The organism is Paenibacillus sp. 4624 (assembly GCF_050435065.1).
Classification (GTDB): domain Bacteria; phylum Bacillota; class Bacilli; order Paenibacillales; family Paenibacillaceae; genus Paenibacillus; species Paenibacillus amylolyticus_D.
In genome coordinates, this window is sequence record NZ_JBNDJR010000002.1 from 292,534 (window position 1) to 314,599 (window position 22,066).

A 22,066-nucleotide genomic window follows, 5' to 3' on the forward strand; every position below is an offset into this window, starting at 1 on the left:
TTTTGGTCGCTAAAGAAGTAGACAGGGGCAAGTTGTCACAAGCTCCAGCGGTTAAAACGTGCTTATCGTGCAGGGACTTGTTAAAGCTGGAGACATGGTCGGTGTGGAGTAGTGTGCAGAACTGTCGGGATACGTACGATTGAAACGAAGGAAGGAGGGGGATGAACCGGATGTTACAAGTACATGAAGTGAGTCATAGCTATGGCAAGCGGAGCTGGCTCCCGCGTCCGGGATCGCGCCCTTCTGTTCTGGCAGATGTTTCACTTACGATTGAAAAAGGGGTTTGTTTAGGACTACTCGGAACGAGTGGGGCAGGTAAAAGCACCTTGGGCAAAGTTATTCTTGGGCTGGAAAGACCAAGCCAGGGTCAGGTATTATTTCAAGGCAAGGACATCTATCGGGCGGATAAAACGGTGCTTAAAGGGCTGCGTCGTGAATTGCAAGTCGTTTTCCAAGACTGTTACTCCGCCGTGAATCCGATGATGACGGCCGCGCAGATTATCGGAGAGCCGCTGGACAATTACGAGCGCCTGTCTGCCAAGGAACAACAGCGCATGATTGAACAGCTACTCGTGCAGGTCGGGCTTACACCGCAGGACGCGAGCAAGCTTCCGCATCAATTCAGCGGAGGACAATTACAACGGGTCAACATCGCCAGAGCGATTGCACTTAAGCCGAAGTTAATCGTGCTGGATGAATCGATCAGTAGCCTGGATATGGTGCATCAGACACAAATTCTGGCCTTACTGGCAGAGTTGCGAGCATCGTATGGACTGTCCTATCTGTTTATCACGCATGATATCCGCGCCGCATTGACGATCTGCGACAGCATCGCCGTAATGGATCAGGGAAGGCTGGTCTATACCGGGGATGCGACGGATTCCATCTTGGAATCGGATCAGCCTGCTGTCCGGCAGCTGGTGTCGTCCATTTTGCCAGAGCATCCGTCAGGTCGGATTGTGTTTGAATAGGTTTGAAAAACCAAGACCAATTTGAGTTACAAAAAGAACCAAGTTGAATAATCGGCTTGGTTCTTTTTGTATGTATTGGATCAGCCGAAACGTTGTATCTTTATTCTCGGGTGACCGTTCTAATCCTTCACCGCAAACTGATAAGATGAGGCAATAACCTCTACATAACTGTCATATCCAGCGACAAGATAATGCTTCAGATTAAGCCGGTTCCGGGGATCGAAGAGCGTTCTTTTTTCGTTCAAAATGGGTGAATTCATCACCTCATAGAAGCCCGGATCGGGATGATAGCTGTTTGACTCCCAGAAGGCGAGCACATCGTCTTGCTGGCTGATTCCTTCAATTTGATCTGTGTATAGCTCGAAAAAATTGAGTGTGATGCATCGCAGTTCAGCGACGGTGCCGAAAGTGAGTTCGATTTCCCGGTATTGATCTAGAGGCACATCCCAACGCGTTTGCACATCTACACGTAAAGTGACACCGCCGGATTCGGTATAGATGGCCTTCAGATCGGTTGTGGAGATGCGAAAATCTACTTTTTCAGGCATCAGTACAATGTTCATGGTCGTTCCTCCTATGTAAATGTTCAGGTTGGATCTATGCACGTTACTTGTTCATGCCAAATGTTGCGTTATAGCTGACCATATATGCCTATGTTCTAACTAATATCTGTTAGTGATTAAGTATCGGGTAACCTTAGAATCTATCATTCCATTCATTATATCATTGTCTCTGGAGGGATCGGAAAGGAATGAATGGCAAGGGGAGAAAAATTGCGGACATATTGCAGTCATTGGATGAATGCACGCACTTGTGCTACACCTCTGCTTCCATTAAGCCCCCCCTTGCAGGCCGTTCATCTGCAACGTATGATGAATAGAAATCCTGTACGGAACGGTCAGACAGAAGGGAGGGTGAGTTTATGAAGAGCATGGAGAATATAGAGGATGCATGGAATTTCGAGGACATGAGGAAGATGGATGACACTCGAGACATGCAGAAGATGAATCATATGGAGAATTTAGCGAATGACATGTTTCCAGAGCGCTGGGTGACACCCGAAGGAATATTAGATGAGCAGCAGGTTATAGCACGGCAGATTCTCTATCGAGGGCTGAATGGCAGGCATGTGGAACGGTTTACTGTTCAATCCGGCCAGTCTTATATTTTCAAACCGCTGACGAATCCTGCACAGTATGGACGGGAACGCTGGATGTACGAGCATGTGATGCCGCACTTACCTCCGGTATATCCACAGCTCATCGCGACTTCGGATCAGGCGGAAGCTCCAGAGCAGAGCTGGATGATCTACGAAGACATGGGACAACTGGAGCATCATTTGTGCGAATCGACCATGTTGAATGCTACCGCACATATGGCGGCTTGGCATGTTCTGCCTGTTGCAACATGGCAAGAACTGCCGCGAGTCGGGCATAAGCCGCCCATCCGCGATATGCTGGATGAACTGCAACAGCACCAGTCAGCAACGGATGAACTTCTGCGTCAACTGCATCTGACGTTGTCTGCAGCGGACCGGGACAGACTCACCATGCTGATCCTCACGGCGGAGGACGAGCTGCCGCTTGTACTATGTCATGGCGATTTGCATCCCGGCAACCTAGCCGAGGTAGAAGGCAGGTTGGTCATTCTGGACTGGGAACATGCTCATCTGAATACGCCTCTCTGGGATGTATACCATCTGCTGGACTTGTCGCATCCGCTCTTTCCTCGTACGATGACACCGGGGCTGCGGGCACGTGTGATGAAGGTGTATCTGGACAAGCTGGAGAGTCTGGGCGTGCAGGTTGAACGGGATTCTTTTGCAAAATGGTACGATGCTTATGCGATCATATTCTCGCTCTGGATGATACGTCTGATCGACGGCGATTTACGGAATCCGGACTGTGTGTGGCCGCAGGAACAACTGCGCAATCAATGGCATGAGACGGCTACGACGCTGGAGCAATGTATGGAGCATTTGAACGGTTATTAGAGCCGACAAGGAGATATCGAATAGAACGTTGAACGGAGAATGAAATGGATGCGAATCAGAGAATCGGAGTGAGGAGGAAAAAGTTTGCGTAAAGTTGGACTGGTTATGCGTAAGATTCAATTCACGGAGGCTCAGGGGCCGCGGGTGTTCGCGGATCGACTGAAACAGATTGGGCTGGAGCTGGGCGTGGACATTGTGTTCATCTCGCCGGAGCGTCATGTCAGCGGCTACGATTGGCTACCGGGATATGAGCATGAGAAGGGTGACCTGGTGAACTATGATATCGTGCTGGATCAGATCCATAGCCAAAATATTGAGCATGTGATCTATACCGTATCGGGATTTACATTTCTGAAAATGTTTTTGCCGAAAAGTGTACTGTTTCCGCACAGTTTCCCTGACCCGGCACTGACGGGGTATGAGATGATGAAGCCATTCTATACGATGGTGGATAAAGCGATTGTGCAGACGGAGTTTTTGAAAAGAGAGCTGGGGCGCAATTTCGGCGTGCATGACGTGAACGTCATTCCGATTGGCTTTAACGAAGAGCTGGCGCACCGCCATTATGACCCGAGTCAGGTTGTGCATAACCGGGTGCTCTGGATCGGGCGGGATGAGGCGAACCGCCGTCCCGACCTTGTGCTCGAATATGCCCGGCAGAACCCGGACAAGGAAGTGTATATGGTATTTGGCGGTGTGCGCTATCAGGAGAGCATGAAGAAATACGATATCCCAAGTAACGTGAAGCTGAAGTTTGCACTCACCCAGGATGAGATATTTACGCTGATGAACTCAGCCAAGGTGTACTGGAGCTGTTCGGCGTTTGATACGTTTGCGATGCCGCTGACAGAAGCGATGGCGATGGGGAAAATGGTCGTGAAGCCCGAGCATGCCTGCTACGGTCACATCAGATCCACGCATGCCTTTGCCGGCAACGAGGATAACTGGTTTGAACTGGTTAACATGGCGGCGGCCGCGCCGCGCAGTGTATCGGAGGACAACCGCGAGTATGCATTTGGTGCCTTTTCAAGGACGATTATGAAAGAAGGGTACCGAAACTTTTTTGCAGAATGGCTGAAGTAAGAGCGCCACGGTATGAATATGTATGGATAAAAAGCGATCATTCTAGTTCATGCTCTATGGAGAGGTTATGCAGTAATACAGCTCTGTAGCGGTCGGTATGAATATCCAATCATAAGGAGAGGATTTTGTGGATATCGTTATTTTGTGGACGCTTGGGATGTGGGTGGTGCAACTGTTGATCGAATGGGTGATATATCGGGCGCAGGGGCGCCGAGTGACGTGGGTTCAATCCATTTTGCCGTGTCTGACGTTGCTTGGCGGGGCGGTTATTATTTTGATCAGCATCAATATAGGGGGTTGGAACGGTATCGGGTATGCGCTCCTTGGTGCGGCATTAGGTACATCAGGACTGCTGACGCTGGTCACCGTTGCGGTTACGGCTCTGGTGCTTCGGCGTCGTGGAAGGCGTTAATCCGGGAATACGGGCATGCCGTTTCAGGAGTTTGATGTAGCCAAATGCTGAATGCTGGAAGCCATACGGGTGTAAGTTACGGTTGCTTTAAAAAAGAAAGGAACATGTGATGAATAGCTTAATCATGGAACATTGGTCTGCCGAACAGCGAGAGATGCCAGGTATGAATTGCATCGCTTTTGCTGATGGAACGGTCACCATATTAGATATCCGAACATATTTCGACCCTAACAACAATGAGCGTACTCTGTCTGTTTCTCCGCTGTGTGATACGACGATAGATAGTATAGTGAAGTACAATCCAGATTGCTGGACGATGGTGGATGCGTGGGCAAGTGTGGATTATCAAGGTGGGGAAGTTATTGGCGGAGACGGGCAAATGGGGAATGAAGGCTTCATTGCTTGTACCGATGCAGCAGATCGTTTGGTGTGGGGGATTTTTTTCGAGGGCACCAATCCCATCCAAAAATTAAGTGTTAGCGGTAACTCGTTAATTGCGATCAATGAGCATGACGAACTGCGCGTGGAGATCAATTTGGATCATTTAGTGGATATCAAGATGGCTTATCTGGGGTAGTTTGCCTTTCGGGTATAAGAGCGGTAGGAGATTGGTAGGAGATCAGCACGAGTAGTCGAGGGATGAAAAATGCTAATTCAGATGACTGTTTGAAAACCATAGGCGTACCCACAACAATGGCACAGGCATATGGCAGAGGCCCTAGGTGTATGACGTGGTTGCAGAGGTGCGGCCGTCTGTGATATATTGACATTACTTATGACAAAGGGAGGTGAAGACAGGTGAATCACGAGATGCTTAACAACCGTATTAGCCAGCTGCCGATTGCTATGGCTGGCATTGTTCACACTTTTTCGAACAACGGGAGAAGTCTGTCCAATTTTGAATATACGGAAGTTAACATTTGCGAGAAGATGCCTGCCTTGACCTCATTCGGACTATAAGCATATTTGCTTGAATTCTGAAGGGCCGCGGAGCTAACCTCCTGCGGCTCTTTTTGTGTTGCGGTCAGGCTCTTCCACACCATAGGAGGAACCTTATTATGATGATTATTAGCGCGCAACAGTTGAAACAATATCACGGAGCACATCTGGTGCTGGATGGCATTACATTTGAAATTATGGAAGGGGACAAGGTTGCCCTGATCGGCCGCAACGGAAGCGGCAAAACTACCTTGATGCGTTTGATGGCCCGGTTAAGCCAGCCGGATGAAGGACAATTGATGCTAAAAAAAGATACAAGAGTCGGTTACGTTGCCCAAGTACCGGAAGGGCTGGATGACCATTCTGTACTGGATGTACTGGGCCTTGGATTTCAGGAGTTAATCGCTTGTCGTAACCAGATGAAGGAGATGGAACAACAGATGTCCGATCCTTCCTGTGCGGCAGATCCGGAGCAGCTGGATCGTCTGTTGAAACGTTATGCAGCACTACAGGAGCGGTTCGAACGCGAAGGCGGATACGAGATGGATTCACGGATTGATCAGGTCGCGGATGGCCTGGATATTGCCAAGACTCATTACGTATGGCGTTTCGGTTCTCTTTCAGGCGGGGAGCAGACGCGTGTTGTGCTGGCTTCACAGCTGATTGTGAGTCCTGACCTGTTATTACTGGATGAGCCGACAAACCACCTTGATTTGGAGCGAGTGGAGTGGCTGGAAGGATTTTTGCGAGAGTATTCTGGAACCGTTATTCTTATCTCCCATGACCGCTATTTCCTGGATCGGGTCGTGACAAATACGTTGGAGCTGGAGGATGGCGAAGCACAGACCGCTGCGGGAGGATACACCGAATATATGAAGGTGAAGGAACAGCGGCTGTTGAAACAGTTCGAGGAGTTCAAAGAGCAACAGAAGGTCATGAAAAAGATGAAGGAAACGATTCGCCAGCTCGAGGAATGGGGCCGTGTCGGCGGGAATGAAAAGTTTTTCCGGCGTGCAGCCTCCATGCGCAAAGCGCTGGAGCGGATGGAGCAGGTGAAGCGTCCCGTGCTTGAACGTCGTCATGCGGATTTTGATGTGAATCCGACGGATCGGACAGGTAAACGTGTAGCCGTGCTGGAAGACGTGGAGAAACGATACGGTGATCGAGATATTTTGCAAGGTGTCTCGGCGTTACTTGAATACGGGGACAAAACGGCCTTGATCGGCCGTAACGGTTCCGGTAAAACCACGCTGTTCAAGCTGTTGCTGGGTGAAGAACAGCCGGATGCAGGCAAGCTGGAATGGGGCGCGCGCGTTGATGTGGGATATCTGGCTCAGCAGGAGGAGCCTGAGAATCCAAAGCGGAGTGTGCTGGAGCACTTCCGTCTGGAAGCAGGCGTAGAGGAAGGGGAGGCTCGTGGCATTTTGGCGAGATATCTATTCTATGGTGCAGATGTTTTCCGTTCGGTAGGGCAACTGTCCGGAGGGGAATGGACTCGCCTGAGGCTCGCGCTATTGGTACACCGCAAACCCAATGTATTACTGCTGGATGAGCCGACCAACCATCTGGATATTGCCTCAAGAGAAGCGCTGGAAGATTCACTTGCTGATTTTGAAGGTACCGTGCTGGCTATCTCCCATGACCGATACTTTGTGAATCGTCTGGCTTCCGGTGTCTGGGAACTGGAGGACGGACAACTAACGGCATACCTCGGAGATTATGAAGCGTACCGGGAGAAAAAGCTTGATTTACAGGCACGTGCAGCGAAAGAGGTACCATCGGAAACTCGTGCAGGCGCTGGGAACGGATCGGGAAAAAGTAGAAAAGCAACAGGGATGGATACGGGGATCGACGCGAAGTCGGCGGTGACCGGAGCGAACAAAAGTGCCCGACTGAAAGCAGGGGGCGGCGGACCTGATGCTATATCTGCAAGCGGAGAGATCATGTTGGAGCAAGCTCATATTGAGCTCGACGCTGGACGGGTGAACAAGAATGTTGGAAACGGGAATGGTGACCGCAGTAGCAGTCAAAGCCGAAGCAGAAGCCGAAGTGGTAGCAATCTTGGGAATCACGGGTCTGCTCAGCAGCTGGAGCAGGCGATGGCTCGTATGGAGGTTCAAATTCGGGAACTTGATCAGCAGCTTGAAGCGTTAGCCAATGATTCGGCAGCGCTGGAACAAACCTGGAACGAGCGGGAGCAGTTATCCGCAGCATACGATGAGTTATTGGCTCAATGGGCCGAGATGTGATAGTGGAACCGGATATGGTGCAAGTAAAACATCTAAGACTCGTACCATGGGGTAAATACTAGGCTGATTGTTGAGGTAATAGCTATAAGTGTATGGAACTGACTAGATTACAAGGAAACTAAATAGAGTACAAAGAAACTGACTAGAGTACAAAGGACGTAAAGGACTGTCTCACGGTTGATGCATTTGGTATGCATCGACTGACATGAGGCAGTCCTTATCTGTGTGGTTGTGAATCAGAATATTCTAACGATCTGAGGAGACGCTATTTGGCTGTTTTTTAGTGATTTAAAATTCTAACGATCACCAGGAACGTTATTTACTAAAAATGTGGAGCTTTTAGGCGATTTCACTGGTTTTTCTCCGAAATAATGTTTCTCCTGATCGTTAGAATTTGGAAAGGTTGTTTTTCCGCCAAATAAGCTCTGTGGTGATCGTTAGCGCATGAGAGAGGGATAAAATGGGTAGGCAAGCAGGCAACTACGCGGGTAAGTAGGCAGGAAGTACGCAGGAAGTACGCAGGAAGTACGCAGGAAGTACGCAGGAAGTACGCAGGCTGGAGTACATTTATAAAGAGAATCATAAAAATGTCTGTGTTTCTTTTTACATGTCTCGGCGAATAGTGTAACTTTTTTCCTCTTCATGCGTTTAATACGTTTGTGTATATTGAATCGGCTCACCTACGAGCTTGCAGATAGGGAGGGAATCACCATTTATTATTCATTGATGTACCGCAGTTGGTCGGAGGATAAACAGGCAGAAACGGGCGTGCTTGATCAGACCTCGGTGACGCGGGATGAACTGTTTATGCGCAAGCTGGTGGATGCTACCCTGATGAAAAACAAATTATGGGCTCATCTGTCCAATGAGTGTCAGGATCGGCGCGAACATGCCATCTACGTGACTGCGTATGAACAGCAGATGCCGGAAGGGCACGGTGCTGCTATTGCGGATGCAGCGCTGGGCATGTGTAAAATGTCTTCCATGTACAGCCCGGAATATATGCTGTGGAATGGACGTTCTTTTGATGAGCTGGAGCTTGCGGAATCTTCTGGCTACACGATGGAATTGGCCGAACAGCTGCTGGATCACTACATGGTGCGTGAAGGCAAGACGTACGAGTTTTTGTACTCCGTGCTCGATGCGGATCGAAAGAAAGTACTGTTTTTCATGAAAGAGGTGGATCTGTAATGAAGGAAGAAGAGGTGCGAAAACCTTTATCCGGGCAAGTGTCCAGAAACATTGTTGGGGATGAAGTTGCATTCACGTTAGAGTCTAGTTCTGAGACCACAGTGGCATCTAGCAGCGCATTAGAGTCAAAATCGTCATCCACATTAGACTCTGGAATGGGCTTCAAACCAAGCCCTAAATCAGATGCCAAACCGGGCTCCAAAGCGAAACTGGTTGCATTCTCGCTGATGCTGGCTGTGCCTGCAGTGCTTGCGGGATGTGGCAGTAACAACGACGAATGTGATCCCGAATATGATACAGGCTGTGAGTACGACTCCAGTAGCGGTCATTATTATTACGGCGGATATGGTGGATCGTCTTATCGTGGAAGCAAAGATAGCAGCAGCTCTTATAAAAGCTCAACCAAATCCAAATCGAGCGGTTTCGGCAGCTTTTTCCGAAGTTCGGGAGGTTAATGACATCATGAAGCAGGCAATCATTCTCCGCATCATTCGGGGGAGGCTGGCAGGATGAGGGAAGTGTACTCGATGCCATTCAGTCACGAGGAGATTTTCTCGGGTGAAGCTGGAGAGAAGATCCCATATCATCGCATGTACGGCAAGCAGTACTGTGTACCCGCATTGACGGTTTACACACCGGATGAACTGGATGAGCTACACACTGCGGCGGAGGCGGTGGATGCGATTTACAGCAAAGTCATGCGTTTTATTCAGCGCTATATGCCGGATTCGTTTCTGGAGCATCCTCTGGGTATCCACCCGGGGTTGATCGCCGCAGCACGCATGGAAGCTGTCACGGGCGGAATCACCCGTCAGGACTGGATTATTGGCGAAGCTGGTCTGAAATGTATTGAAAATAACACCGACACGCCGACAGGTATTCCTGAATCGGCGGCCCTTGAACACATTTTGATCGGACGGACAGAAGACCATACATGGACTGCACCCTCTGTGCATATGGATGCACGTATCCGAGATTGTTTCCGATCTTGGCTGACGTTTTATGCCGAGCAAGGGTTAGAAGGGCCGGTGACGTTTACTTCATATGGCGATCATGTTGAGGATCGAACCAACACCGCCTACCTTATGGAACGTTGCCGCGAAGCCGGATACGAGGTGTTATATGCTCCGCTGGAGGAGCTTGAGATCGTGCCGGGAGAGGCGCTGTATCATCAGGGCTGCGAGATTCGATTGTTGTATCGGCTGTATCCGCTGGAATACCTGATCGGGGATCGGGACGAGACGACCGATGTAGACATTGGTGCTGCTCTGATTGAACTAGTGCGAGAAGGACAGCTTGGCCTGATGAATCCTGTCCAGCATGTGCTGATGCAGAGCAAAGGTTTTATGGCTGCCCTCTGGTCGCTGTACGAGCGGAATGAGCAGACGCCAGAGTATTGTGGATTTACGCTTTTTGACGAGGCAGAGATGGAAGTGATTTCACGTTATCTGTTGCCAACCTACTTCACCGCGGAGCCGTTTGAGCAGAGCGATGTACCTTACGTAGCCAAAAGCTATTGGGGGCGCGAGGGCCGTGGGACCATTTTGCTGGATCATCAAGCAGTTCAAGATCAGGCGGACGTCGTGGATACAAATGCGAATAAGAATGCAGATACGGCAACGAACACTCAAGCACATTCTCTTTCTAATTTGAAAAGAGAACTGGAGTCAGACATCACAGGGGACATACCTGTAGTCTTGAATAGATATGATGACGAGGACGAAGAGGTCACCGCCTATTATGCAAACCAGCCCAAGGTATATCAGCAACTCGTGCCGATGGAACAGGCTGCAATTCAGACAGAGGATGGAGAATACCATGGTTATGTGCTAACGGGTGTATTTGTGATTGGTGGACGTTTTGCCGGAATGTTACCCCGGGTAGGGGAGAAAGTTACCGGAGATATGGCATATTATTGCGCTGCTGCTGTACGTGAACCGATGAATGATGAGGAGGAGAAGGAATGGAAAAGCTAGGATTGAACCTCGTGAATGTTGCGGTGGGGATTGGCATTCTGTTAGTGGTATTGATTGTGGGGTATTTTGCGTTTAGCAAATTGACCCGATATAACGATAGCGAGGAAATCGCCAAAGGCAACGAGGCAGCAGGTATGTACATGGGAAGCAAGTTATTAGGTCTGTGTATCATTGTGGGTATGGTGTCGTTCTCAACGCATTCGTGGCTGGATATGCTACTGTGGTCGGGGCTGGGTATCATTATTCTGTGTCTGGTTTATATTATATTTGATTTCCTGATCCCGAAAATGCGAGTGTGTGATGAAATTGCGCGTGGTAATATGGCGGTGGCACAACTGCTTCGTTCCGTAATCATCGGCGTTTCCATCGTCATCGGTACATTTTTGATGTAAAATAGACCTGACGTTTCGCATAGATATGTCCGTCGAATGATCATGGTGATATACACGAGGGCCGTTTGGCGGATATAGAACGAATACTATACAGAAGAAGGAGCGCGGCAGCATGAGAAGAGTCATCATTGATACGGATACAGCAGGAGACGATACGATTGCCATTCTGACGGCATTGCATCATTTTCAGGTGGAGGGCATTACGATCACCGGAGGTAATGTGCAGTTTGACCAAGAGGTTGAAAATGCACTGTACACCGTGCAAGTTGCCGGACATGGCGGGAAGGTTCCGGTATACAAAGGCTGCGAGCGTCCACTCATGGCCTATGGTCAGGCCCAGCATCGTACGGTAGAAGATGTGCATGGCGATGATGGTATGGGCGGCGCGCATTTCCCCAAGGCGGATCAGCGTCCCGAGAGCGGGCATGCGGTTGATTTTATTATCGAAAAGGTGCATGCACATCCAGGTGAGATTGAACTGCTGGCGATTGCGCCGCTAACGAACATTGCAATGGCGATTCAGAAAGATCCAACCATCATCCCTGAGATCGCTCATCTATACATCATGGGTGGAACGAACAATGCACTGGGCAATATCACGCCGGCGGCAGAATATAACTTTTACGTAGACCCGGAAGCGGCCAAAATTGTACTGCATGCAGGCATTCCGATTACGATGGTTGGCTGGGAGATGTGCACTCAATATTCCGTTATGGATGATAACGATCATGCAGAGATTGCAGCACTCCGTACCTCGGGCTCCGATTTCTTCATTGCGATTAATAAAGTGGTCATGCAATTCAACAAATCGGTACATAAATTGAACGGAACAACCCATCCCGACACTTTGTTAATGGCGGTTGCCGCAGATGAGTCACTCATGACGAAGTCGGGTCATTATTACGTCGATGTGGAAGCGGCAGGAGAATTAACGCGAGGATACAGTGTTGTGGATATCAACGGACGTTTGGGTAAAGCGCCAAATGTACGTGTCTGTGAAGCGATTGATCGTCCGAAGTTCAAGTCCATGCTGCTGGATGTGCTGTCCGCCATTCAGTAATCGCATCGTTAAACGCAGAGAAAGAGAACCGTTTGTTAAATAGTTGACTGAACATGCGTAAACTAAGGTTACAGCTCTTAAATCCGTACCTCTAACCAGGTGCGGATTTTTATTTTTCCTATTTTCAACTAAACTACTTCATCTGTCGTAGTAACTATGCTATACTCAAACTACTACGACAGATGAAGTAATGAGGAGGAATACCTTTTGTGATCAGCAGTGACGTAATACGCGGTTATAATGATACGCTGATCCTTTATATGCTGCTTGAAGGAGAATCGTACGGATACGAGATTTCCAAGAACATCAGGCAGCTAACTGATGAAAAGTATGTCATGAAGGAGACCACACTCTATTCGGCCTTCACCCGCTTGGAGAAAAACGGTTATATTGAATCCTTTTATCAGGATGAAAGTCTGGGAAAACGCCGCACGTATTACCGGATCACGCCAGCTGGCCTGGACTATTACAGGGAAAAATGCGAGGAATGGAAGGTTACGCAAGAGGTCGTTAATCTGTTTATCAGGGAGCTGTGATCGGATATGGAGACAATAATGGTGTATCTGGACAATATGTTTGCGGGATTGCCGAGAAGTCCTGAGGTGGAGCGCATGAAACAGGAGCTTCTTTCGGGTATGGAAGATAAATATCTGGAGTTAAAACAGGAGGGCAGATCGGAGAATGAGGCGGTTGGCATTGTGATCTCCGAATTTGGCAACATCGAGGAACTGATGGAAGAGCTCGGTATTCAGACTGAGGATGCTGCGGAAACATATCCAGTGCTGACCGAAGAAGAGGTTCAGGCCTATCTCGCGGCTAAGCGAAGTGCAGGTTTCTGGACGGGGCTGGGCGTATGGCTGTCCTCAGCGGGAATAGCTTTTCTTATATTAATGGATACGCTGTTCGAGAGCTTTGGGTCTTCATCAGATCAAGGTACGTTCGGCATTGGCTCTGTGCTGGGCATGAGTGGAATGTTTGTATTGGTGGCTGTTGCCGTGGGCATGTTCATCTACAGCGGTATGAAGCTGGGACGGTTTGAGTATATGGAGATAGGGTTCCAGCTCCCCCGCTCCCTTCTGATGACTCTTCAGCGTAATAAGGCAAGCTTTGCACTCACATATCGAGTGGCTCTTATTACGGGCGTGTGCCTGTGCATCCTGTCTCCTGTTTTCATCTTTGCAGGGGCCTATGTGAATGATACGTATGCTTCTTACGGTGTGTCGGCTCTCTTAGCTACAGCGGGGATTGGTGTGTTTTTGTTTGTCTATTACGGTAATATTCAGGGTTCCTATACGACGTTGCTGGAGAATCAGCACCTGAATGCAGCCAAGAGAGAAGAGGCACGAGCAGTGAGAGCTGTTGAGGCTGTGGTTTGGCCGCTCGCGACAGCGTTCTTCCTCTTTACGGGTTTCGTCTACCAGCGCTGGGATATTAACTGGGCGATTTTCCCGATCGTCGGCATTCTCTCTGGCAGCTTTAGCAACGTATATCACATTATGAAAAATAAAAAGCCATCCTGATCTCAACTATAATTCCCCTGAGAGTTTCGATGTATTAATTTTCGGGGGAGTTTTTTTTACTTTAACTTTTATCAAATTCTAATTTTACTTAAAAAGGTCAATTCATCATGAAGATCTATATTCCGGTAAGGATCTTTATTTTTTGTATTAATGGTACCTTCTAGAAAATGCTATACTACATTTATAGAATTTAGAAATTGAATGGTCGAAGTTAGCACTTTGATCTACATTCACCATGAGAAGGAAAGGGAGTGAAGGAAAGGTTTGTCCGATCAATTAGTGAGAGATATCTATATCTTAATAGGAGGAAATGTATGTTTTTTAAAAGGATGACTCAAAAAGTAAACATATTTATCTTAGTTATGAGTATGTTATGTCTATCAGGTGGAGTTGTTTATGGTCAAGATGTGACCTCAGATATTGAAGGGCATTGGGCACAACCTACCATTGATAAATGGCTTTCAAAAGGATTGATCAAAGGATGTTCCGACGATTCCTTTAGGCCCAACAATGTAATTACACGTGGAGAATTTATGGCATTAGTTAATTGTCAATTTGAATTTAATGAGCTAGCAGGAGTGCAATATACTGATCTGTCTGCCTTAGTTTGGAATTATTCAGAAGTTCAGAAGGCGGTAAAAGAAGGATACATAAAAGGTTATAAATTACCTAGTGACGAGAAAGTAGCTTTAGAATTCAAGGATTCGTCAGAATTTTCATTGTGGAGTAAAGGTTCTGCAGGTGCTGTATTCTCCGAGAATAACATAGGCTGGAATGTGGATTTTGCTGAAAACAATGCAGGTACAGCACAGGTAGTAACACTGGAAATCGAAAATGGAGCAACAGCTCCGGGTTCATATTATGTCTATTTTACAGATGGGGGAGCACCGATCCCAAAAACGGTTTCTATTACAGGTACAGAAACGGCAACGGAAGTAGCATCGAAAATAGCCGTAGCCTTTGGGACATCCATACCGGGGTGGAGTGCAGCCGCCGATGGATCAAAAGTACACTTTACATCGCAGCAACCGGGCACAAATAACGAACATGTTCGGTTATATGCATTGGAGGCATCAGGAGTTGGTGCGCCTTCAAGCACAACTACAGTTGCCGGAAATCCAGCGACTAATACGTCTCAGGTAGTAACATTAAGTTTGCCTGGTTCCGAAAGTAGTGATGGGCCGATAGGTGTTAAATTTATGGATGGAGCATCCGAATGGGTAGTCCATGTAAATATGATGGGAAGTCCCGAAACGGGAAGTGAGCTTGCGGACAAGATCGCAACAGCATTTGGGACAACGATTCCGGATTGGAATGTATCTGCCAGTGGGACGAAAGTGATCTTCACAGCCAAACTTCCGGCAGCGAATAATAGTAAAGCTCTGGCAAGACTTTCCGGGTTGAACACAGGAATCGGCATGCCGGATAGTAAGATTACAACCGTAGGGGCTGTACCGATGCCTGATACAGCACAGGTAGTAACACTGGAAATCGAAAATGGAGCAACAGCTCCGGGTTCATATTATGTCTATTTTACAGATGGGGGAGCACCGATCCCAGAAACGGTTTCTATTACAGGTACAGAAACGGCAACGGAAGTAGCATCGAAAATAGCCGTAGCCTTTGGGACATCCATACCGGGGTGGAGTGCAGTCGCCGATGGATCAAAAGTACACTTTACATCGCAGCAACCGGGCACAAATAACGAACATGTTCGGTTATATGCATTGGAGGCATCAGGAGTTGGTGCGCCTTCAAGCACAACTACAGTTGCCGGAAATCCAACGACTAATACATCTCAGGTAGTAACATTAAGTTTGCCTGGTTCCGAAAGTAGTGATGGGCCGATAGGTGTTAAATTTATGGATGGAGCATCCGAATGGGTAGTCCATGTAAATATGATGGGAAGTCCCGAAACGGGAAGTGAGCTTGCGGACAAGATCGCAACAGCATTTGGGACAACCATTCCGGATTGGAATGTATCTGCCAGTGGGACGAAAGTGATCTTCACAGCCAAACTTCCGGCAGCGAATAATAGTAAAGCTCTGGCAAGACTTTCCGGGTTGAACACAGGAATCGGCATGCCGGATAGTAAGATTACAACCGTAGGGGCCGCACATCCTGTTGGAGTACCTCAAAAAAGTTACTATCGTTTTAACAATTGATGCTGCTCAAACTAGTATGGAAAGTATTAGAGTTGTATTTCAAGACGGCACAAATGAAACTGTAAAACGTGTGAGTTTATCAGGAACAGAGACATTAGATGAAGTGGCTGGTAGAATTGAGTCTGCATTCGGACACTCCATTATTGGATGGGACGTGTCTCGTACGGGTCATGATGTCATTTTTACAGCAAGTGTACCAGAAGATAATAAACCTGATGTAAGGGTGGCTGTCTACTAGGAATAAAAAGATAGTAAGGACAGTTTTATAACAAAACACCTTCAGAGTAGATATTTTCATATCGTTTCTCTAGAAGGTGTTTTTTGTATGGTGAGCGACTTGGGAATTATTTTTCCTTAAGCAGGCTCTATTTCAAAAACGAGCGAATGCCAGTAGTAACGAGATCATGATCTTCCTCATCAGGCAGACCCGATATTGTGATTGTCCCCACTTGCCCTTCCTCTTTTAGGATCAGCGGAAATGCGCCACCAGCCAGTACATAATCGGAGTCATTTAGTTGGTAGTCTTGCTCCAATGTTTTGTTTTCGCTCCGTAATCGCAAGGCCGTATGCCAGGAGCTGGAGCCGAAGTGGTTGACCACGTTGTTTTTGCGCCGAATCCAATTTTCGTTATCGGGGTGTGTGCCTTCCATCGCATGCAAAAAGAGACGATGCCCCTTTAGCGTAATATCAATGGTTACCGCTTGTGAGCGGCGTTTCGCTTCCTGAACTAGATGCAGACCGAGTTGTAGCGCTGTTCCGGAGTTGAACGTATCCCATACCAGTTCTTGTTCTTCCTGCTGCATTTGCGCTAATCTGCCAGTGATTTCGGGATTTATCGAATTCAAATGAAAGACATCTCCTTCGTATGTGTGATGAAGCTCTACATTCGACGCAGGACAGGGTTCTACCTGCCCGCACTGAATTACACACTTTATCGGATGTTAGAAGAGACTCAAGACCCGATCATTTGGAGACGTTATAACCGCTGTGGTAAAGTAAGGGGAACGTTATGATGATTTTTTACAATTCAAATAAAGAGCAATTCAGGCAGGCAGGAGGGGGAAAAGCATGCTGTTTTATTTTATCGCGTTGCTGGTTACGCTTGTGGATCAGGGTACCAAAATAGCGGTTCGGATGTATATGGAGGTTGGCGAAGTGATGCGGCTTGGGGATTCAGGGATGCAGCTGCAGCATTATGAAAATAGCGGGATGGCCGGAAGCATGTTTCAAGGGAATGCGCGTTTGTTTGGGGTCATTGCCGTGCTGTTTATCGCAGGTATGCTCTATTATCGGCATAAAGGTGAGATACGGGGATTCTGGATGCAGGCCGGGGCAGGTTTCATGGTCGGTGGTGCGCTGGGCAACGCCATAGACCGTTTTGTTTATGCTCGTGTGACGGACTTTCTGGTATTTCCGTCGGGGCGGGGTATCTTAAACTTGGCGGATGTGGCGATTAACATTGGTGTGGTGATGATCATCATCGGCATGTTGATACGCGCCTATCAGCGGTATCGGGAGAAACGCTTGCGTAATGCATTGCCTAAGGGGTGACATCTATTCAATGATACACCCTGCGTTTTAACATGTTGAATACATATTGGGGTGTAGCCAGCTTGATGTAACAAAGTTAGCACGTTACATGCAAGAGGTGTTGCACCCCAAAATTTAAGGGCTTCGCGCACGAATAACCGATAGCGGTTTGAAAACTTATGTGAGAAATGATGAGACGAATGCAAGGAAAAAGAGAGGTAGGCATTGGGAAAATACTTTTCCATTGATTCCCAAACCAAACTGTGCTATTTTGAATTTGTTAGTTTAATCGGTAAACAAAGTGGAGCGGGACGTAGGGGAGATAACATTGTACGAATTCAATTTGCAAGCGCTTTAATTCAAGCATAACAGAATAATGTAGATAAAATCCGGCATCGAGTGAACACCGTCAATGCAAAAAGGCGGGCGTGAGATGGTGGTTTCTTTTACATGCAGAAAGAGGAGGACGTTTGGACATTGCAGCGGAAAACAAAACATTTTAACTCGCTTCGCAATCAGATCTTTGTCGGTTTTGTGATGGTTATGCTCATTGTTCTTCTGCTCGCAGGCATCACAGCCTATGACCGTGTAGCGGCTTTGCTGAAAAGCAATGCCGAAAAGCATATCCATCAGACCGCAGTACAGGCCAGTGGTAGGTTAGATGCACTGATTGCACAGGTGAATTCCCTAACCGCCCAGGTTGCAGATGATGCTTACGTGCAACGTCTGCTGAATGAAGAGAAGCGAGGGCAGAAGGCGAGCTTTAATCAGCGACAGGCATTGCTGCAGATCGCAGGCAGTTACCAATCCTTTATTAATGGCGCCCAGAGTATGGAGATATACACCACGGATTACAGTCGTATCTTTCCGATGGATGACCGTTCCTTAAGTCATAGGCTGGAGCGGAACTGGATTGTCAAAGCGGACGAGGGTAAGGGGCGACTGGTGTGGGCTGGCTCCGATCCCGACGATCCGAGCATTCTTCTGGCTGTTCGGCGGATCAGTCTGCTGGAGCGTTCTTTTGAGCATGGGGGATACGTGGTTGTGAGAATGCAACGTAGTTTTTTTCAATTGAATGATTCGAACGGGGCAGATGGCTCCCAGGATTCGATTATGCTACTGGACGGCGGTGGTGAAGTCGTGACCTCCAATCTGGACGTACATCTGGACCCTCAGGCAGTGATGGATAGTGAGTCCGTCGTTCAGAACGGGAAAGAGTCTTATATCGTAGTGAAGCAACGTTCCGAGCTAACAGGCTGGACGCTAGCTGTACTGACACCGCTGCGAGAGACCACGGAAGGGGTGTCGATCCTGAGAACGGCTTTGCTTGTATCAGGCGTCATCGGCGTTGTGCTTTTTCTGGTCATGTCCTTCTTCCTCTCCACGATGATTACCCGTCCGCTCATTCGGCTGATGCGAGCGATGCGTGGGGCACAGCCTGGAGCAATGAGGCCTAACCTTATGATCAGCTCCACCTTAGAAATCAATGAACTGAATGACGTGTATAACCAGATGGTATACAGGCAGAATGAATTGACGCAGGTGGTACATGAGAAAGAGGTCATGCAGTCCCAAGCTGAGATGAAGGCGCTGCAATCCCAGATCAACCCTCATTTTCTGTTCAATACACTAGAAGCATTCTACTGGTCGTTGGAGGAAAAAGGAGAGGAGGAGATGGCGCGGATGGTTATCGCAATGTCTCGGTTATTTCGGTACATTATCTCCAGTCCGCACCAGGATGAATGGGTGACGATTGCGGACGAGCTTGAGCATGTAGAGCGATATCTGAACATTATGCAGATGAGGCTCGGTGACAGGATGCAGTGGGAGATCAGGCTGAGTGAGGAACTACGCAGTACACCTATGCCGAAACTGCTCATTCAACCGCTGGTAGAGAATGCTGTTTTGTATGGCATCGAGAGCACGTTAAAACCCGGAAGGGTAGAGATCGATGTATATCCTTCCTCAATAACAGGGCTAGTGCTTGTGGAGGTGCGCGATAATGGGCCGGGCATAGACGAGGAACGTCTTCAGACGATTAAACAGGCGCTAAACGGTGGTGAGCCGGTAGCTCCAGGCCGAGGAGCTGGTGTGGGGTTGATCAACGTATATCAACGTCTACGGCTTTATTTTGGTCGTCAGCTTGGTGAGCATGCCAAACTTACTGTGGAGAGCGAAGCTGGAGCAGGGACAGTGATTCGATTCGAGATTCCGAGGGGAACGGAGGCTGCACATGATTCATGAAAAAACAATTCTGATTGTGGACGACGAGCCGCGTACAAGAGAAGGCATACGGAAGACGCTTGAAGCATGGTCTGCCGGGAAGAACCGGATTCAGACGGTTGCGAGTGGCGTGGAGGCCAAAGAGTGGCTTGCAAGCCAGCCGGCTGATCTCCTGATTACGGATGTACGAATGCCAGAGTTTTCTGGCTTGTCTCTGGTGGAAGCTATTCAACATTTTCCTAGCAAACCTGCGGTGCTGATCATGTCAGGATACGCAGATTTCAATTATGCGCAGCAAGCGATTAAGCTGGGTGTGGTGGATTACTTGCTCAAGCCGATTGATAAAGAGCAGCTGCTTCAGACGGTACAGAAGGCACTTCTCCTTCATGAGCAGCAACGACGTATTCAAGCGATGCAGGACCTCGTTGACCCGAAGCTGGTAGATATCCGGGAACGGAGAGAGCACCAGGATAATACACCGATTGGAGAAGCCTTAGCATACATTGAGACACATCTGGGTGACCCGATGACTATGCGTGAGCTTGCCGATTCCCTGCACCTGAATTCCAGTTATTTTAGTGTGCTGTTCAAAGAACAGGTCGGGCTGAATTTTAGCGAATATCTCATGCGCAAACGGGTACAGCGAGCGAAGGAACTGTTAGTGCAGACGAACCTGCCCATCTCCGAAATTGCGGAGAGAGTAGGGTATCAGACCGATAAATATTTTATCAAAGTATTCAAAAGCCTGGAGAACATCAGTCCGAGTAAATATCGTCATGCCGTGAACGAAAAGGATTAACAGAGTGAATGAAGGAGAGTTCTCTCGTCCAATAAAGCAGGTAATAAATACTCAAAATAGTGGAGTTTTTCCAAATCATTCTACCCTTATAGGCTGGTGGTGCCCATGCTACAATTTTTTTAAAGCGGTTACAAAAACCGAAATTCCACTATTGGGGGTTGGAAATATGAAAAGAAAGACACTGGCGATGATCCTGTCATGGACGCTGATTTTGGCTGTCATTTTGTCTGGATGCAACAATGCAGGTTCCGGGGCGGGCAATGATTCCGGTAGTAATGCAAGCGGCGGTGACAGTGGCGGAGATGGCAAGGTTACTCTGAAATTCATGCATCTCTGGCCAGCTGGCAGCTCGGCACAACAGAACAAGCTGGTGAACGATATTATCCAGCAGTATCAGACCGATAACCCAAATGTGACGATCAAGCAGGAAGTGCTGGAGAATGAACAATACAAAAACAAACTGAAAATTCTGTCTGCTTCCAATGAACTTCCCGATGTGGGCGTAACCTGGGCTGCGGGATTCCTGGAGCCTTATGTGAAGGGTAACCTGTTTGCACCGCTCGATGATTTACTGAAGGGGGAACTTGGGGAGAAGTTTATCGCCGGAACGACCGAGGCTTACGCGGTAGACGGCAAAACGTATGCACTGCCGATCGAGCTGAATATCTCACCTATTTATTACAACAAAGCGATATTTGATAAATATAATTTGCAGACACCAGCCACCTATGATGAATTCCTAAACGTGGTGAAGACGCTGACCGATAACGGTGAAGTGCCGATTGCACTAGGGAACAAGGACCGCTGGACGGGTTCACTCTGGTACATGTACCTGGCGAATCGTGTAGGCGGCGATGCGCTGGAGAAAGCCATTAATGGCTCTGGCAAGTTTGATGATCCGGCGCTGACACAGGCTGCGGCTGAAGTGCAGAAGCTGGTGGATATGAATGCATTCAACAAAGGTTTTAACGGCTTGTCCAACGATGAGGGCAAATCCGAATTCATGAATGAAAAAGCGGCTATGTATCTGATGGGAACATGGGAATTGCCAAACTTTACAACGAACCCGGACATTCCGCAGGAATTCAAGGATAAGGTTGGATTTTTCAAATTCCCGACGATTGACGGCGGCAAAGGCGACATTAACAGCTGGGTAGGCGGACCGGGCGTAGGATTGTTTGCGGCTCAGAACTCGAAAGTGAAGGACGAAGCACAGAAATTCATTCAATACTTTGTGGAAAAATGGGGCGAAAGCTCTGTGACCGAAGCTGGGGTCATTCCAGCAACTAAAGTGGATACCGCTGCAGTCCAGCTGCCACAACTTTACATCGATCTGCTGAACGAGCTGAATCAGGCGAGTAGCTTGACCCTCTTTGCAGATGTGCAGATGAAACCGGCTGCTGCCCAGGCGCATCTCGACATGATTCAGGCGTTGTTTGGCAAAGCAGTTACACCGGAAGACTTTGTGAAGAATCATCAGGCTGCGATCGATAAAGGCAACTGATGTAGACCTCACCGACACGTACACCATTTGAATGTTTGAACGCTTGAAGGGAGGATTAC

General features: G+C 48.2%; 22 protein-coding genes. 20 read left to right on the forward strand and 2 right to left on the reverse strand.

Going from position 1 to position 22,066, the window contains the following annotated elements; all coding sequences use genetic code 11:
• Positions 1–170 precede the first annotated feature (170 nt).
• On the forward strand, positions 171–971 hold the full coding sequence (nikE, locus tag ABIE27_RS05700) for a nickel import ATP-binding protein NikE (protein WP_429350087.1): 801 nt from the start codon (positions 171–173) through the stop codon (positions 969–971).
• 119 nt (positions 972–1,090) lie between these two features.
• Here nikE and ABIE27_RS05705 read toward each other — a convergent pair whose 3' ends face one another.
• The gene (locus ABIE27_RS05705; RefSeq protein WP_123064030.1) at positions 1,091–1,534 is read right to left on the reverse strand and encodes a hypothetical protein; all 444 of its coding nucleotides are present in this window, start codon (positions 1,532–1,534) and stop codon (positions 1,091–1,093) included.
• A gap of 359 nt (positions 1,535–1,893) precedes the next feature.
• Between ABIE27_RS05705 and ABIE27_RS05710 the strand changes: the two genes are divergently transcribed.
• From ABIE27_RS05710 to ABIE27_RS05780, 15 genes are all read left to right on the forward strand, one after another.
• Positions 1,894–2,964, forward strand: coding sequence for a phosphotransferase family protein (locus tag ABIE27_RS05710; RefSeq protein ID WP_429350088.1), 1,071 nt, complete (start codon positions 1,894–1,896; stop codon positions 2,962–2,964).
• A gap of 84 nt (positions 2,965–3,048) precedes the next feature.
• The gene (locus tag ABIE27_RS05715) at positions 3,049–4,047 is read left to right on the forward strand and encodes a glycosyltransferase (protein WP_429350089.1); all 999 of its coding nucleotides are present in this window, start codon (positions 3,049–3,051) and stop codon (positions 4,045–4,047) included.
• A 127-nt stretch (positions 4,048–4,174) separates the two neighbouring features.
• A complete protein-coding gene (locus ABIE27_RS05720; protein WP_429350090.1) occupies positions 4,175–4,459 on the forward strand; it encodes a hypothetical protein in 285 nt (94 codons plus the stop codon).
• A 124-nt stretch (positions 4,460–4,583) separates the two neighbouring features.
• Positions 4,584–5,036, forward strand: a complete 453-nt coding sequence (locus ABIE27_RS05725) for a hypothetical protein (RefSeq protein ID WP_240036768.1) — start codon at positions 4,584–4,586, stop codon at positions 5,034–5,036.
• A gap of 221 nt (positions 5,037–5,257) precedes the next feature.
• A complete protein-coding gene (locus ABIE27_RS05730; RefSeq protein WP_192895079.1) occupies positions 5,258–5,419 on the forward strand; it encodes a hypothetical protein in 162 nt (53 codons plus the stop codon).
• 98 nt (positions 5,420–5,517) lie between these two features.
• Positions 5,518–7,647 (forward strand): ribosomal protection-like ABC-F family protein, encoded by a 2,130-nt coding sequence (gene abc-f, locus ABIE27_RS05735; RefSeq protein ID WP_429350091.1) that lies wholly within the window; start codon positions 5,518–5,520, stop codon positions 7,645–7,647.
• Positions 7,648–8,373: 726 nt separating this feature from the next.
• Positions 8,374–8,838, forward strand: a complete 465-nt coding sequence (locus ABIE27_RS05740; protein WP_429350092.1) for a hypothetical protein — start codon at positions 8,374–8,376, stop codon at positions 8,836–8,838.
• Positions 8,838–9,293, forward strand: coding sequence for a hypothetical protein (locus ABIE27_RS05745; RefSeq protein WP_345789267.1), 456 nt, complete (start codon positions 8,838–8,840; stop codon positions 9,291–9,293). The genes ABIE27_RS05740 and ABIE27_RS05745 overlap by 1 nt, the downstream gene beginning before the upstream one ends.
• A 54-nt stretch (positions 9,294–9,347) precedes the next feature.
• Positions 9,348–10,814 carry a glutathionylspermidine synthase family protein gene (locus tag ABIE27_RS05750; RefSeq protein WP_429350093.1) on the forward strand — a complete coding sequence of 489 codons (1,467 nt, stop codon included), beginning with the start codon at positions 9,348–9,350 and terminating at the stop codon, positions 10,812–10,814.
• Positions 10,802–11,206 carry a DUF350 domain-containing protein gene (locus ABIE27_RS05755; protein ID WP_123064038.1) on the forward strand — a complete coding sequence of 135 codons (405 nt, stop codon included), beginning with the start codon at positions 10,802–10,804 and terminating at the stop codon, positions 11,204–11,206. The genes ABIE27_RS05750 and ABIE27_RS05755 overlap by 13 nt, the downstream gene beginning before the upstream one ends.
• A gap of 112 nt (positions 11,207–11,318) precedes the next feature.
• On the forward strand, positions 11,319–12,266 hold the full coding sequence (locus ABIE27_RS05760) for a nucleoside hydrolase (protein ID WP_123064039.1): 948 nt from the start codon (positions 11,319–11,321) through the stop codon (positions 12,264–12,266).
• A 209-nt stretch (positions 12,267–12,475) separates the two neighbouring features.
• Positions 12,476–12,802 carry a PadR family transcriptional regulator gene (locus ABIE27_RS05765; protein WP_090921618.1) on the forward strand — a complete coding sequence of 109 codons (327 nt, stop codon included), beginning with the start codon at positions 12,476–12,478 and terminating at the stop codon, positions 12,800–12,802.
• 6 nt (positions 12,803–12,808) lie between these two features.
• The gene (locus ABIE27_RS05770; protein WP_151458064.1) at positions 12,809–13,786 is read left to right on the forward strand and encodes a permease prefix domain 1-containing protein; all 978 of its coding nucleotides are present in this window, start codon (positions 12,809–12,811) and stop codon (positions 13,784–13,786) included.
• A gap of 314 nt (positions 13,787–14,100) precedes the next feature.
• On the forward strand, positions 14,101–15,951 hold the full coding sequence (locus ABIE27_RS05775) for an S-layer homology domain-containing protein (protein WP_429350094.1): 1,851 nt from the start codon (positions 14,101–14,103) through the stop codon (positions 15,949–15,951).
• Positions 15,911–16,189, forward strand: a complete 279-nt coding sequence (locus ABIE27_RS05780; protein WP_429350095.1) for a hypothetical protein — start codon at positions 15,911–15,913, stop codon at positions 16,187–16,189. Before ABIE27_RS05775 ends, ABIE27_RS05780 begins: the two co-directional genes overlap by 41 nt.
• Positions 16,190–16,316: 127 nt before the next feature.
• Here ABIE27_RS05780 and ABIE27_RS05785 read toward each other — a convergent pair whose 3' ends face one another.
• The gene (locus ABIE27_RS05785; RefSeq protein WP_240036772.1) at positions 16,317–16,796 is read right to left on the reverse strand and encodes a heme-degrading domain-containing protein; all 480 of its coding nucleotides are present in this window, start codon (positions 16,794–16,796) and stop codon (positions 16,317–16,319) included.
• A gap of 223 nt (positions 16,797–17,019) precedes the next feature.
• Here ABIE27_RS05785 and lspA point away from each other — a divergent pair, with 223 nt between their 5' ends.
• From lspA to ABIE27_RS05805, 4 genes are all read left to right on the forward strand, one after another.
• The gene (gene lspA, locus ABIE27_RS05790; RefSeq protein WP_429350096.1) at positions 17,020–17,502 is read left to right on the forward strand and encodes a signal peptidase II; all 483 of its coding nucleotides are present in this window, start codon (positions 17,020–17,022) and stop codon (positions 17,500–17,502) included.
• Positions 17,503–17,931: 429 nt separating this feature from the next.
• The gene (locus ABIE27_RS05795) at positions 17,932–19,725 is read left to right on the forward strand and encodes a cache domain-containing sensor histidine kinase (RefSeq protein WP_429350097.1); all 1,794 of its coding nucleotides are present in this window, start codon (positions 17,932–17,934) and stop codon (positions 19,723–19,725) included.
• A complete protein-coding gene (locus ABIE27_RS05800; protein ID WP_123064043.1) occupies positions 19,715–20,503 on the forward strand; it encodes a response regulator in 789 nt (262 codons plus the stop codon). The genes ABIE27_RS05795 and ABIE27_RS05800 overlap by 11 nt, the downstream gene beginning before the upstream one ends.
• A 166-nt stretch (positions 20,504–20,669) precedes the next feature.
• Positions 20,670–22,007 carry an extracellular solute-binding protein gene (locus tag ABIE27_RS05805; protein WP_123064044.1) on the forward strand — a complete coding sequence of 446 codons (1,338 nt, stop codon included), beginning with the start codon at positions 20,670–20,672 and terminating at the stop codon, positions 22,005–22,007.
• The last annotated feature ends 59 nt before the right edge of the window (positions 22,008–22,066 follow it).

Excerpts from the sequence above, each read along its gene's own strand:
- ABIE27_RS05755 (WP_123064038.1), top strand. The coding sequence starts at position 10,802 with ATGGAAAAGCTAGGATTGAACCTCGTGAATGTTGCGGTGGGGATTGGC.
- ABIE27_RS05805 (WP_123064044.1), top strand. The coding sequence starts at position 20,670 with ATGAAAAGAAAGACACTGGCGATGATCCTGTCATGGACGCTGATTTTG.
- ABIE27_RS05710 (WP_429350088.1), top strand. The coding sequence starts at position 1,894 with ATGAAGAGCATGGAGAATATAGAGGATGCATGGAATTTCGAGGACATG.
- abc-f (WP_429350091.1), top strand. The coding sequence starts at position 5,518 with ATGATGATTATTAGCGCGCAACAGTTGAAACAATATCACGGAGCACAT.
- ABIE27_RS05795 (WP_429350097.1), top strand. The coding sequence starts at position 17,932 with ATGCAGAAAGAGGAGGACGTTTGGACATTGCAGCGGAAAACAAAACAT.
- ABIE27_RS05760 (WP_123064039.1), top strand. The coding sequence starts at position 11,319 with ATGAGAAGAGTCATCATTGATACGGATACAGCAGGAGACGATACGATT.
- nikE (WP_429350087.1), top strand. The coding sequence starts at position 171 with ATGTTACAAGTACATGAAGTGAGTCATAGCTATGGCAAGCGGAGCTGG.
- lspA (WP_429350096.1), top strand. The coding sequence starts at position 17,020 with ATGCTGTTTTATTTTATCGCGTTGCTGGTTACGCTTGTGGATCAGGGT.
- ABIE27_RS05705 (WP_123064030.1), bottom strand. The coding sequence starts at position 1,534 with ATGAACATTGTACTGATGCCTGAAAAAGTAGATTTTCGCATCTCCACA.
- ABIE27_RS05775 (WP_429350094.1), top strand. The coding sequence starts at position 14,101 with ATGTTTTTTAAAAGGATGACTCAAAAAGTAAACATATTTATCTTAGTT.
- ABIE27_RS05800 (WP_123064043.1), top strand. The coding sequence starts at position 19,715 with ATGATTCATGAAAAAACAATTCTGATTGTGGACGACGAGCCGCGTACA.
- ABIE27_RS05750 (WP_429350093.1), top strand. The coding sequence starts at position 9,348 with ATGAGGGAAGTGTACTCGATGCCATTCAGTCACGAGGAGATTTTCTCG.
- ABIE27_RS05725 (WP_240036768.1), top strand. The coding sequence starts at position 4,584 with ATGGAACATTGGTCTGCCGAACAGCGAGAGATGCCAGGTATGAATTGC.
- ABIE27_RS05740 (WP_429350092.1), top strand. The coding sequence starts at position 8,374 with ATGTACCGCAGTTGGTCGGAGGATAAACAGGCAGAAACGGGCGTGCTT.
- ABIE27_RS05770 (WP_151458064.1), top strand. The coding sequence starts at position 12,809 with ATGGAGACAATAATGGTGTATCTGGACAATATGTTTGCGGGATTGCCG.
- ABIE27_RS05745 (WP_345789267.1), top strand. The coding sequence starts at position 8,838 with ATGAAGGAAGAAGAGGTGCGAAAACCTTTATCCGGGCAAGTGTCCAGA.